The organism is Rhodococcus sp. IEGM 1241, from assembly GCF_033142365.1.
Lineage (GTDB): Bacteria > Actinomycetota > Actinomycetes > Mycobacteriales > Mycobacteriaceae > Rhodococcus_F > Rhodococcus_F erythropolis.
In genome coordinates this window covers 1,017,103-1,030,168 of record NZ_JAWLSE010000001.1, presented here as the reverse complement: position 1 = coordinate 1,030,168, position 13,066 = coordinate 1,017,103, and the positions used below count along the sequence as shown (strand labels likewise).

General features: G+C 59.7%; 9 protein-coding genes and 2 pseudogenes. 1 reads left to right on the top strand and 10 read right to left on the bottom strand.

Features of this window, described 5'->3' with window-relative positions; all coding sequences use genetic code 11:
• Positions 1-33: 33 nt before the first annotated feature.
• Both R4P70_RS04950 and R4P70_RS04945 read right to left on the bottom strand, forming a co-directional pair.
• Positions 34-1,212, bottom strand: coding sequence for an acyl-CoA dehydrogenase family protein (locus R4P70_RS04950; protein ID WP_095968543.1), 1,179 nt, complete (start codon positions 1,210-1,212; stop codon positions 34-36).
• Between the two features lie 45 nt (positions 1,213-1,257).
• Positions 1,258-2,085, bottom strand: a complete 828-nt coding sequence (locus R4P70_RS04945) for a class II aldolase/adducin family protein (RefSeq protein WP_253252750.1) — start codon at positions 2,083-2,085, stop codon at positions 1,258-1,260.
• 51 nt (positions 2,086-2,136) lie between these two features.
• Between R4P70_RS04945 and R4P70_RS04940 the strand changes: the two genes are divergently transcribed.
• On the top strand, positions 2,137-2,865 hold the full coding sequence (locus R4P70_RS04940; RefSeq protein WP_095968542.1) for an IclR family transcriptional regulator: 729 nt from the start codon (positions 2,137-2,139) through the stop codon (positions 2,863-2,865).
• On the opposite strand, the gene R4P70_RS04935 is transcribed toward R4P70_RS04940, so the two are convergent.
• From R4P70_RS04935 to R4P70_RS04900, 8 genes and pseudogenes are all read right to left on the bottom strand, one after another.
• The gene (locus R4P70_RS04935; protein WP_143538621.1) at positions 2,859-3,581 is read right to left on the bottom strand and encodes a hypothetical protein; all 723 of its coding nucleotides are present in this window, start codon (positions 3,579-3,581) and stop codon (positions 2,859-2,861) included. The two genes, R4P70_RS04940 and R4P70_RS04935, sit on opposite strands and share 7 nt — an antisense overlap.
• 10 nt (positions 3,582-3,591) lie before the next feature.
• A complete protein-coding gene (locus tag R4P70_RS04930) occupies positions 3,592-4,431 on the bottom strand; it encodes an ATP-binding cassette domain-containing protein (RefSeq protein WP_051730357.1) in 840 nt (279 codons plus the stop codon).
• Positions 4,428-5,477, bottom strand: a complete 1,050-nt coding sequence (locus tag R4P70_RS04925) for an ABC transporter ATP-binding protein (protein ID WP_095968540.1) — start codon at positions 5,475-5,477, stop codon at positions 4,428-4,430. Before R4P70_RS04925 ends, R4P70_RS04930 begins: the two co-directional genes overlap by 4 nt.
• Positions 5,461-6,351: an ABC transporter permease gene (locus R4P70_RS04920; protein WP_080711646.1), complete on the bottom strand. Its 891-nt coding sequence runs from the start codon at positions 6,349-6,351 to the stop codon at positions 5,461-5,463. Before R4P70_RS04920 ends, R4P70_RS04925 begins: the two co-directional genes overlap by 17 nt.
• Positions 6,348-7,289, bottom strand: coding sequence for an ABC transporter permease (locus R4P70_RS04915; protein ID WP_033232363.1), 942 nt, complete (start codon positions 7,287-7,289; stop codon positions 6,348-6,350). The genes R4P70_RS04920 and R4P70_RS04915 overlap by 4 nt, the downstream gene beginning before the upstream one ends.
• A 134-nt stretch (positions 7,290-7,423) precedes the next feature.
• A complete protein-coding gene (locus R4P70_RS04910; RefSeq protein ID WP_095968539.1) occupies positions 7,424-9,004 on the bottom strand; it encodes an ABC transporter substrate-binding protein in 1,581 nt (526 codons plus the stop codon).
• Positions 9,005-9,751: 747 nt separating this feature from the next.
• Positions 9,752-11,146, bottom strand: a pseudogene (locus R4P70_RS04905) (acyl-CoA carboxylase subunit beta); the annotation flags it as partial.
• A 141-nt stretch (positions 11,147-11,287) separates the two neighbouring features.
• A pseudogene (locus R4P70_RS04900) lies at positions 11,288-12,922 on the bottom strand (class I adenylate-forming enzyme family protein); the annotation flags it as partial.
• Positions 12,923-13,066: the final 144 nt, after the last annotated feature.

The following is a 13,066-nucleotide window of genomic DNA, read 5'->3' as shown; positions in this document are numbered from 1 at the left end:
ACTCCTACGCCGTCAAGGAAGGTCGGAATCATGTCAGCGTCCGTAACTCGGTAGGCCGTGCCCGCGCTGGGCGATAACATCTCGCAGAACTTCGTTGGCTCCGGCACCGAATCGCAGCAGTGGCGCGGCGCGGTACAGTCGCTCGAATTTTCCTGCCATCACTGCGTGAGGGTCCGATCCCGCGATCAAACCTGCCGGACCGAGCATCGCCGTTCCGACATCGGCAATCCGTTGTCTGAGTTCACTGGAGAAAATCTTCTCGACGCTGACGAGCACCGACGGAATGGTTCCACTTTCGAGCAGGGACGACGCCTCGAATCCCATGAGCTGCGCGAGTTCGACATCCGCATCCAACTGAGCGAGCTTGCGTCGTACATCTGCGTTGTCGAGCGGACGTGTTCCGTCTTCTCGGATCTCACGCGCGAGAATCAACAGATCGTCGACGGCTCTGCGCAGGTCACCTGCATTCGTGAGGGCACCACGTTCGAGATCCAGTGCACCGGTGATGTACTTCCATCCCTTGTCGACTTCACCGATCAGGTTGGTCGCTGGGACACGGACGTTGTCGAAGAACGTCTCGTTGGTTCGATATCCGGACCACGCAGTGATCGGACGAATCACAACACCGGGAGCGTCGATCGGCACGATGATCACCGAGATACCCTTGTGTTTGGGCACCTCGGTATTGGTGCGAACACACAGCCATTCGTGAGTGACGCGCTGCGCCATACTGTTCCAGATCTTGGAACCGTTGATCACCCACTCGTCGCCCTCACGCACCGCCCGGGTTTTCAGACTCGCAAGGTCTGTTCCGGCATTGGGTTCGGAATAACCGACGGCGCAGGTCAGTTCACCTCGTGCAATGGGCGGCAGGAATTCTTCCCGGTTCTGTTGCGTGCCGTGGCGCATGATCATCGGAGCCACCGACGTGACCGTCAAGTCCGGTCCCGGCACGCCCCAGTACTCGAATTCGCTGACCAGAAGATGCTGATACACCGCACCGAGTCCAAGCCCACCGAACTCCTTGGGCCAATTGAGCCCGAACCACCCTTTTGCCCCGATCTTCCGGCGAAAGGCCGTGAGCTCGCCGCCGATGAACTCGAGATCGTGCTCGGCCATCTCCGCACGCAATTCCGGTGTGACATTGTCGCGAAGAAACGTGCGTATCTCCTCTCGCCACGCTCGCTGATCTGCATCTAGTTCAAAATCCATGAGTATCCGTTCCGGAGTGGCTGATGGCCGCAGAGCCTTGGTTGTTCATTGGGAGACCTGAAGGCTCTCGGCCAGTTCAGGATCCGAGCGCAACGCAGCGCGCACCGCAGCCTCCCAGAAGCCGTGGTAACTGTTTCCGTCACTACCGGCCATTCGATCGAGCCACCAGTCGGGCAGAGCTGTCTTCTCCGGTCCACCGGCCACCCGGATCATCCAGGCATTCTTACAACGTTGTTCGAGAGCGACCGCCCGCAAATAGACTGCTGCGGCGGTACTTCCGGTGACAAAAACGCCATGTCCTGCCAGGAGTGCGCGATCAGCGGGCCCGATCGACCGGATCGCGGCCTCGGCTGCCTCCATGTTGTCGACGCCGCCGTCGTACTCGTCGACCAGCACTACCTCACCGCCGCCGAGGCTGGAACTCTGATCGTAAGCGGGTGGAACCTCGCCCAGATCAGCCCAGACCGTTCCGAACTCCGAATGATTGTGTAGCGCAATGCCGACATCGGGACGTGCTCGGTGAAGCGCAAGGTGCAGAGGAATTCCCAGCGGGACAGGCCAATCGCCCTGTACGACATTGCCGTCGACGTCGATACGAATGATGTCGGCGGGGAGGATCTCCTCCCAGGTGAGAAGCCACGGGTTGCACAGCATGGTGCCGTCACCGAGGTTGTACGTGATGTGCCCGGCGAGATGATCCCGGTACCCCTCGGCCCACAGAGCTCGCGCAAGCAGAACTATCTCCTCCGCCGGAGTCAGGTTCGGGATCAATTGATCAACAGTGGGTTTGAACTTCTTCACAGCAACCTCTCGGTAGTGCACTGGACCGCCAGCGGGAAGGAAAGTGCGAACTTTCAGGAAGATCGTCTTCACAGCAAGTATCTCTATGTGATACTGTGTATCAATTCTTTAATCACAGTAGGGGTGATTCAGATCGCAGTCAAGACAATCAGTGGACTCACGCGTGGACTCCGCGTCATCGAAGCCATTGCTGCCCATCAGCCAATCGGCTTGACCGCGCTTTCACGGCTACTCGAGGTCGACAAAAGCGCCATGCAACGCACCCTGGCAACCCTCCATGAAGCGCAATGGATCCACCCTGTCGGCGAGGCTCCACCCCGCTGGGAGCTCTCCACCCGTTGTGTTGTCGTAGCCGGACAGGTCTACAACGGCTCGTCGCTGGCTGCCCGAGCACAACCCGTCATGACCAAGATCCGGGATACAACCGGCGAGACAGTACATCTCGCTGTCGCGGAGGAAGAACACATGATCGTCCTCGGGGTGGTTGAAGGTACCCACATGGTTCGGACAGGCCTGAAGCCCGGGCAGATACACGTACCCGAGACAAGTGCAGCGGGACGGGTCATCCACGCGTACCAGTCGCAGGAAGAACGCATGAACAGCTCGGGTCAGCCCGATCTCCTCCTCGCAGATGCCGAGTACCAGGAGATTCGCAGCCGTGGATGGGCCGCAAGCGAGGAAGCCGTCCAGCAAGGATCAACCAGCCTCGCCGCAGCGGTGCTGGATGCGTCGGGATCGCCACTGGCTGCGATCGTGATCAGTGGGCCGGCGACTCGACTCACCGAGGAGTACTTCGCGCGGTACGGCGAACTGCTCCGATCGGCGGCGGATCAACTCGGCGGCTCCTACTGAGTGGGCTCACTCAGCGTCGCGAAGACAACCAGGGCCAGGTTCGTGCGATCGGACTGTCCCAAAAGCCCCTCCAGTTCAACAGCAGACTCGAACGGAATGAGACTTCCCGACGGCAATGTACGGTCGCCGAACGCAACACTGCCGGACAACACAACTGCATACCCCCGGCCCACACATTCGGCGAGTGCACCGGCGGTCAATACCCCACCGAGGTCGAGCGCAACACCGAATGCTGCGGCGCCACGTCTGGTACGGGCCAGTAGATCCAGCTTTCCCGTCTCTCCTGCGGCGTCGTCGATCGCACAGGTGAAATGTTCGCCGGCTCGCGTCTCACCTTTGACGCGTGATTCCGGCATGTAGTTCAATCCAGCGGCGGGGTCGAGCCGAAGGGTGAAGTACGACAGACCGTCGGGAGCGTCGGCGAAGATCGGCCCGTACACCGTGTACGCATCGCTGTAATGCACAGTGCCCGCGCCGATGGCGTGCCTACCGAGGCGTCCACTGCCGTCGAGAACTACCTGAAACTGATCCACCTCGTGATAGTGGGGCCGAAGCTTTTCCGCCTTCTGGCCGACAAGATACGCCTGAAAGCCCCCGGTTGCCGAACCGTCGGAGTGCTCACCTAGATAGTCACTCATCAGGAAGTCGCCGGACTCCGTGGTACGCAATATGGTTCGAGACTGTGCGGGTGCCACTGCCATCGGTGCCGATGTCATCGAATTCTCCTCAACTGACAGGTTCGGCTCGGACGCCCTCGAATTCCTGCCCACGGACAGATCGTGGAACGGGTACCGGAATAGCGTCGAGCAATGTTCGGGTGTACTCCTGCTGCGGGCGACGGAAGATGTCCTCCACCGACCCACTTTCCACAACCTCACCGCGCGCCATCACCAGCACACGATCGGCGATCACTTCGATCAACGCCAAATCATGACACACGAACAGATACGCAAGACCCAACTCCTCCTGCAGATCCCGCAACAAGTTCAGCACCTGAGCACGCACCGAAACATCCAGCGCAGCAACAGGTTCATCACAGACGATCATCTTCGGATTCAACGTCAACGCCCGAGCAATAGCAACACGCTGAAGCTGACCACCCGAAAGCTCCGCCGGATACCGGCCGAAATAACGCGAACCGATCCCCACCTTGTCCAACATCGCCGTCGCCAACTTCTCACGCTCACCCCGACCCATGTCGGTATGCACGATCAGCGGTTCCACCACAGCATCAACAACGGTCATCCTCGGATTGAGAGAACTGTGCGGATCCTGGAAAATCATCTGCATACCGCGGCGCATCGAACGCAACTCGGCAGGTTTTGCGGCCCGCACGTCAACGCCATCGAACGTGATCGAACCGGTATCCGGTTCGATCAACCGCAAGGCAATCCGGCCCACCGTCGACTTACCCGCACCCGACTCCCCGACCACGGCAAGACATTCACCGGCTTCGAGACTGAAACTGACGTCCTTGACCGCATGCGACCACTTGGTGCGACGGCCCAGAAAATCGCGGCCCGATGCAAACGACTTCGACACGTTCTTCACTTCGAGAAGACTCATCGCACACTCACTCCCTGCAGATCGAGGTCCTGCACACGCAGGCATCGCGCCTCTCCGGTCGGAACCTGCGCCATCGCAGGATGCTCCACATCGCACACTCCCGGCGCCACATGCGGGCACCGCGGCGAGAACCGGCATCCTGTCGGCCAATCGGCCGCCGCGGGAATCCCGCCCGGGATCGCATGCAGCCGACGATCCGCATTCAGTCCCGGCTGCGGAATCGAAGCCAGCAAACCCGACGTGTACGGATGCTGGGGACGGAAGAACACTTCTTCTGCCGCAGCGTTTTCCGCGATCTCACCGGCATACATCACCACCACCCGCTGACACAATTCCGCCACCACCGCAAGATCGTGACTGACGAACAGCAACGCCACACCGGTCTGCTCCTGCAAATCCCGCAACAGATCGAGGATCTTCTCCTGCACCGTCACATCCAGCGCAGTGGTCGGCTCGTCCGCGATCAGCAACCGCGGATTGCATGCCATCACCATCGCGATCATCACACGCTGACACATGCCACCACTGAACGCGTGCGGATAATCGCCTACCCGCTCCTTCGCCCGGGGAATCTGCACCAACTCGAGCATCTCCACCGCCCGAGCCATTGCTTCCTTGCGGCTCAAACCCAAGTGCTTGCGCACGGATTCAGCGATCTGATCACCTACCGTGTAGGCCGGATTGAGACTGCGAATAGGCTGCTGAAAAATCATGCCCATCCCGGTACCGCGGAGCTTGCGCCACTCCCGTTCCGGAACCTTCGTCAGATCACGACCGTCGAATTCGATGGAACCTCGCGAAATCCGGCCGCCGGTAGCCTGCGTCAAACCCATCACCGCAAGCGAGGACACCGTCTTGCCTGATCCGGACTCACCGACCAACGCCACCGACTCGCCGGCACCGACGTCGAACGAGACACCTTCGACCGTCGTCTGCCAACCGCCTCCACCGCTGGGGAATTCGATGGTCAGATCCCGAACCCGCAACAGTGGTTCAGTGCTCGCATCGAACTGCTCTTTACGCATCAGATCAGTCATTGTCACCATTACGACTCCGTAGCAAAGATCGGCGAACACCGTCGCCCAGATAGGTGAAGGACAGGACCGTCAAGAAAATCATCACGCCGGGAGGCCACACCAGGTACGGCGCCAACTGCATATTCGACGCCGCGGTGCTGAGCATCGAACCCCAACTCGCCGCCGGAGCCTTCGCCCCGAGGCCGAGGAAACTCAGGCTCGCTTCCGCCGCAACCGCAGCACCGAGAGAGACGGAGATGACCAGCACCACCGGCGGCATCACGTTCGGAAGGATATGCCTGATAATGGTTCTGCCCGGACGGCAGCCCAACGCGATTGCGGCCTCGATGTACGTCTCGTGCCGCACATCCATCGTCGACGCCCGCGCAACCCGGAAAAACCTGGGCGCCATGACCAAACCGATGGCGAGCATCGCGTTGGTGATTCCCGAACCGAGGACCGCGACGATCGTGATCGCCAGCACCAGTGACGGAGCCGACATCAACGCATCCATCACCCGGGTGATCAGCGAATCGACCCAGCCGCCGCGATAACCGGCGATGACACCGAGTGGAAGTCCCAGGATCAGCGCCACACTCACCGCCTGCAACGACGCCGTCAACGAAATCCGCGCGCCGTAGATCAACCGGCTCAACACATCTCGGCCGTAATCATCGGTGCCGAGCAAATGATTTGCACTCGGCGGCTGCAATCGGTTGACCAGGTCCTGCACATACGGATCGTGCGGCGCCAGAATTGGAGCGAACACCGCCATGATCACCAGAAGCAGGATGAAAATACCCGCGACCATCGTCACCGGCTTACGCAGAACAGCCTTCAAGCCTTGGCCCCTCGCAGGCCGCTCCGCCGTCTCGGATGTGGTCACTACCTTCGGATCAGTCATGCGCGAACCTTAGGGTTGAAGTAGCCGTAGGAAATGTCGACAAGCAGGTTCACCAGCACCACCACCACGGTGGTGAACAGGACAAACCCGAGCAACACCGGAATATCGTGGTTCTGGACACTGTTCACGGCCAGAGAGCCCAACCCCGGCATGCTGTAGATGATTTCAATGGTCACCGCCCCGCCCAGCACTTCCGCGACACGGAAACCGAGCACCGTGACCACCGGGATGCACGCGTTCTTGAGTCCGTGCTTGAACACGACACGTCCGCGCCCGAGACCCTTCGCCTCCGCGTTGAGGATGTAGTCGCTCTTGAGTACCTGCCCCAGCGACGACCGCAACTGCAACGTCACCTCCGCCGCAGGCAACAACGCCAACGCAGTACCCGGCAGAATGAGGTGCTGAATCCACGGCACAAACCCGTCTGAGAGTGGCGCATACCCGAAGGCCGGGAAGATCTGATTGGTCACCGCGAATACCGACACGAGCACCAGACCGAACCAGAACGCGGGAATCGCGATCGCAATCGACGCCACCACATTCACCAGACGATCGACAATTCCGCCGGGACGAAGCGAGGCGACAACACCCAAGATCAACCCGATCGTCACCGCAAGCACCATCGCAAAAACAACCAGCGACAACGTCGTCGCCATCCGGCGGAAGATCAGCTCCGTCACCGACTGATTCGACAGAAACGACGTACCCAGATCACCCTGCAGAACACCGCCCACCCACCGGACGTACCGCAGAAAGATGTTGTCGTCCAAATGAAGTGTCGACCGGATTTCCGCCAACCGCTCCGGAGTCGGATCATCACCGGCAAGAATCGCAGCCGGATCCCCCGGCGCCAAATCGATCAACAGAAAAATCATCAAAGGCACAATCAACAACAGCGGCACCGCCGCCAGCAGCCGTCGCCCCGCGTAACGCAACATAAGCACCCCTCACCGGCGCTTACAGCCGGTCTTGTCGGCGGTTCCCCTTCGCAGGTGATGCGTCTGCGTGAATTCTTTGTCGCATCACCTGCGAAGCAGATCGGTCTATCAGCAAGATTTCTGAATCTGCAGTGCTACTTGGTCATTCCGACGTAGCGCAGATCGAAGATTCCGGTGTCAACCCACGGGATGTTGTCGGCGTTGACTACCTTGTCACTGAAGATCGTCGCGTTCGTCTGATTGCAGATCGGGACGAACATGGCCTCGGCCAGTGTCTTCGACCAGATCTCGTGGTACAGCCCGGCCCGCTCGTCCTGCGACAACGTCGGGTTGGCAGCCTTTGTCGCCAGTGCGGCGATCTCGGGATTGCCGTTACCGAAGTCGTAGGGACCCACGACAAAGGTATTGACGGTCTCAGCGGGGTCTACCTTGGGGCTGAAGCTGTTCGACACCATCGACTGGAAGGTGCCGGCGATGTAGCCGGGCTCGTTCTGGGTATTCGGAACGGGATTGAGCTCCGCCTCGAATCCTGCTGCTGCCAGCGAGGACTGGATAACGTTGGCAGGCTTTTCGGTATTTGTTCCGGCACCGAATGTCAGTGTGATCTTGGCTCCACCGGCACTGGAGACCAGGCTCTTGGCCTTGTCCACGTCGAAGGTGTACGGGTACTGGTACGACGGGTCGGCCGCCCAGCTCGATTCCGGATACATCTGTCGGTACGGGGTGCAGGTTCCCGAGAAGAGCGCGCTGATGGCCTCGGGATCGATGGCGTGTGCAACAGCCTGACGCACTTCGGGTTTCGCGAGATCGTCACGCGCTCGCATGAAGACACCAAGCACATTGCGGAACTTCACCTTGTCGATACCCAGCACGTTGCGGTCTGCGAGCGACTGCGCCTGAACGATCTCGTTGGCCGAGCTCACCCAGCTGATATCGGTGGCGGCGGTCTGCATTCCGTTCAAACGCGTTGTCGCGTCCGGCATGGTCTTGAAGCTGATTCCACCGAGCAGTCCGGCCGCTGGATCCCAGTAGTCGCCCTCTGCACGAGTAACCTCGAGAGATTCCTCGGGTACGTAGTTGGTGATGGTGTACGGTCCGGATCCGCTCTGGCCCGGATCGTTTCGGATGTCCGTGCCGGCTTCGATGGTCTTGGGGCTGACCATCATGCCGACATTGGTGCTGAACAGCCCGGGTAGCTCCACACCGGAACCCTTGGTCAGGTTCAGCCGGGCAGTAGTCGGGTCGACAACATCGACGGACGTAATGTCGTCGAGTGCGGCGACAACAGTGCTGCCTGCCATCGTCTTTCCACGCTGGACGTTTGCGGCGAGGGCGGCGGCGTCGAACTTGGTGCCGTCGTGGAACGAAACGTCGTCTCGTAATTTCAGCTCGAGATAGCCACCGTCAGAGGAAAACTCCCACGACTCCGCAAGTCCCGGAACAAGATTTCCGTCCTTGTCCACCATGGTCAAGCGATCGAACATCGGAGTCAGATATCCCCAGCCGCCGTAGCTGGTCTGGAGGTACGGATCGAGGTTTCGGGTCGGCGCAGACGCGGTGACGCGAAGTACGGCCGCTCGGTCGATATCCGCGGCCGATGCAGTGGAGCCGCCTGCAGTGCCGGTGCCGCCACCTCCACCACATCCCGCGACGGCCAAGGCAGTCACCAGCGACACTGCGGCAATTTTGCCTTTGCCGTTCCATTTTCCGCTCATCGAATTCCCTCTCGAGGTAGATCAAAGTCGGCGAGAAACCCCACGCACACGGCCTCTTCGGCTCACAGGCAGACTAACCTGGATATAACTATTAGGTATACGTTTTTTGGAACCAGTTTTGAGGATCGCAATCGGTGCTGGAGAAAACAGTCGAAGTCCCGATCACCGGGAAAGTGACTGGCGAAAACAGATGTCAACTACAGCTGATGGCCGATTTGTTGAGCAGTAACGGTGCCTCTCTCAGATGTCGTCACACTCCAGACATCCGTCCATGTTCTCGTCCAGGCGCTCACACACTCGGTCCGAGCGGTTTCACCGATTCCTTCACGGAGAACTGCTCGTTCAGTTCCTCGGCATTGAGCCCAGAGCCCTGGTGGACGGAGCAAGCATGCACGTTAACTCCGAACAGGCTGCCAACAATACGCGCATGACCAGGAGTTCACGCCGTGAAAATGATCTTCCTTTAAAGGCTTTGCGTTTCAGTGAATGAACGGAATCGGGTTCACCGTGTCCGAATTGCGACGAGCCCCCGTAATTGGGACAGTCGGGGCATCTCTCGCGATGATTGTTCGACAGCCCATCTGGCTCCCAGCATCGTCTCGAAAGTCCATGCGCTCCCACGATCAAATGGCGGCAGTGCGGCAACAGTGCTCTGCCGCTCTTCACGTGGTCGGGGTCGAATATCTCCAGCGGGTCCACAATCGGGCGTCGACTCGGTCTAAGCTCCTCATGTAACCCGGTGTTTCGTCAAGGCAGGTAGCCGGTGAGCATCACCGGAGCCTTCTTTTCCGCATCCCGCACACTCGCGAGCCTCAGCGCCCCGAGCAATGCGTTACGAAGTTCGCGAGGGTCGATCACGTCGTCGTAGGTCACCGAGCTGGCGAGACGCCACGGACCCGCAGCCTCGTTCTCGATCAGGGCGCGCTGTGTTCGCGCGTCTGCCTTCGAGGTGCTCCCGCCCACGGCTGCAGGAATCCCACCCAGCATTCCACCCGGGAACGACAACGACACGGTCTGGTTGTCGAACGCATTCTGCCCCATGACCGAGCCTCCGAATCCGAATGCTTTGCGGACTGTCACATGCATTTTCGGCACCGTGGACCGATGCTGCGCCGCAAACATCCTGGCACTCGCCCGAAGAATCCCGTCCCGTTCGGATTTGCTGCCGGCAAGAACTCCCGGGTTGTCGGCCAGGAAGATCAACGGGATATGGAAAGCGCCAGTCATCTGGATGAATCGGCACGCCTTTTCCGCCGCAGCAACATCCAATGCACCTGCTAGTACCAGGGGCTGGTTGGCGACTACGGCGACAACTTTGCCACCCATCCTAGCCAGCGTTGTGATGACAGAACAACCGTGCTCCGGCTGCAGTTCGAGGAGCGTGTTCTCGTCCACCATCACGGACAACACATCGTGCATGTCGTAGGGAATACGAGGATTCGGTGGAACGATGTCGAGAATGGCATCGAGCGGGCGCGGAGCGGCAACCAAAGAGTCAGGATCCGACGTCGGCGCGTGGTCCCATGCACTCGACGGAAAGTAGGACAGATAGCGGCGCGCCAACTCGAGAGCCGAATTCACATCCAGCGCAATGTTGTCGGCAATACCGCTCTGTATCGCGTGAACTGCCGAACCACCCAGGTCTTCTTTTGTCACTTTCTCGGCAAGCGACGCCTCCACCAACGGTGGACCGGCCGTGAACATCGCGCCATGGTCTTTGACCATGATGACAAAATCCGACATGGGTGCGGCAAGGGCTCCGTGACCGGCAGAGGGGCCACACACAATCGAGACCGTCGGGACCAAGCCGGCAAGCTCCGCCATTGCCTGGAGATCGTTGGGTGCCGGCCGGTGTGGATGCAATGCATTTGTTGCCCGATGCCCGGCACCTTCGAGCATCATGACCAGCGGAGTCCGTTCACGCTTGGCGAGCTCGGCGATCCGGGCGCGCTTGGTAGCCGCTGCAGTTCCGATGGACCCGCCGGCAACTGTGAAATCCTCAGACCCGACCAAAACTGGGCGACCGTTGACAAGACCCGACCCTGCCACGAAGGCGTCCGCCGGAATAGACGCGTCACCGGCCAACATGCCAATCTCCTGAAATGTGCCCCGATCCAAGAAGTTAGCTACTCGATCGCGCGCATCAACGCGTCCGAACCGTCGATACCGCACTAGTTTGTCCGGGCCACCCATCTCACGTGCCGCCCGGCGTCGCTCGTCGAGTACCGTCAGCAGCGGTGCCCACGCGTGACGATTCTCCGAGTCCATCGCCGGTTCAGCATCGACATCGAGTTGATTACGCATTACCTTTCCGGTTGCATTGCGCGGCAAAGGTTCTGTTGTCAGTCGCCATCGTGACGGAACCTTGTATTTCGCAAGCCGTTCCCGCAAATACTCGAGCAACTCCGTCTCAGTCACTGATCCCGGCTGCTCGACAACGACAATTGCTGCGACTTCTTCACCGTAGTCGGCGTGGGGAGTTCCGATCACGGCGCATTCCTGCACCACAGGATGTTCGCTCAGAACATTCTCGACCTCGATCGGGTAGATGTTCTCCCCACCACGCAGAATCAAGTCCGAACGACGGCTGCTTATGCGGAGATGACCGTCGGCGACGAACCCGAGATCGCCTGTGCGCAGCCACCCTTCCTCATCGAGCGCGGCGGCTGTCGCCGCATCGTTGTTCCAGTAGCCCATCATCACCTGTGGTCCGCGAAGACAGATCTCACCCTCATAACCGTCTGGAAGCCGATGCCCGTTGTCGTCCCGGACCTCTACACTCATCGTTACGACGGGGCGGCCCACGGAATCGGGGTAATCCTCCAGGTCGGCAGCTGTCGCCAAGGTAGCTCCCGTGGACGACTCGGTGAGCCCGTATGTCGTTCCCAACGAACGCCCCGCCACCGGCAAAAGCTTGCGGACCTTCTCTTTCAGTGAAATTGACGACGGCGCCGATCCAAGGGACATCGTCTTGAGCGAGGACAGATCATATCGAGACAGATCACCATGTGAAACAAGGCGACTAGCCATGGTCGGCACGGCTCCCCAGTTGGTGACACGCTCACGCTCGATCAACCGCAGCACACGTTCGATCTCGAATCGGCCGCTGTAGATGACAGCGGTGTCGCCGATCGACAACCTGGGCACAGCAAGGTTGTGCAGCGAGGCGATGTGGAACAGCGGATTGGACAAGAGAAACCGCCGGTTCGCGGGCGGGCTTCCTAATCGCGTTGCCAATGCATCGTTAAATCGGTGAAAATCGTTTGCCGTGATGATGTTCCGGTGCGAATGCGTCGCCCCCTTCGGCCGCCCGGTTGTGCCACTGGTATACAAAATGACGGCGGGGTCATCCTCGTCAATGGAGGTCGTCGACAGTCCCGCGCCTGCATGCAGTGCAGACAACCGAGGTACGTCGACTTCAGTCGACAGAACGGGCACATCGATGTCACCGAGTAGTTTTCGTCGTTTAGCATCGGCAACAACAAGCTTCGGAGTGGAATGATCCAGCCCGTAGTCGATCTCTGGAGCGGACCACATCGAGTTCATCCCGACCACTATTGCCCCGAGTGACGTCGCTGCCCAGAACGTGATGATCCACTGGGCGTTGTTAGCGGACAGAATCGCGACGCGATCACCCTTACCGATCGAGTACGTGCGGCGCAACTCTTCCGCAAGTGACGCAACGCGGCCGAAGTGATCGGTGAACGTGATCCGGGATTCGTCGCATACTAGATACTCGGTGTCGCCATGCTTGGCTGATGCGGCCAATATCTCACGAAGTGTCTGCGGTCGATTCTTGAATACCGGCATGACGTGCCCACGCACGGACTCATCAGCCACTTCGAAGAACTGCCCCGGGCGCGTCAGTTCTGCCACAGCTAAAGAGCGCCTGTCTAGCATGTCCGGTTGAACGACCATCCTTGAACCATTTCTCTGACAACGCATTTCGGCCGCGTTGGGTGGGACGTCGGCACGGATCGAAGTCTGCACGCACCACACTGGCGCGACTACTCACTACCGCTCATCGCGAATTCTACGCAGAATGGTAGTTCAGCATGTGAT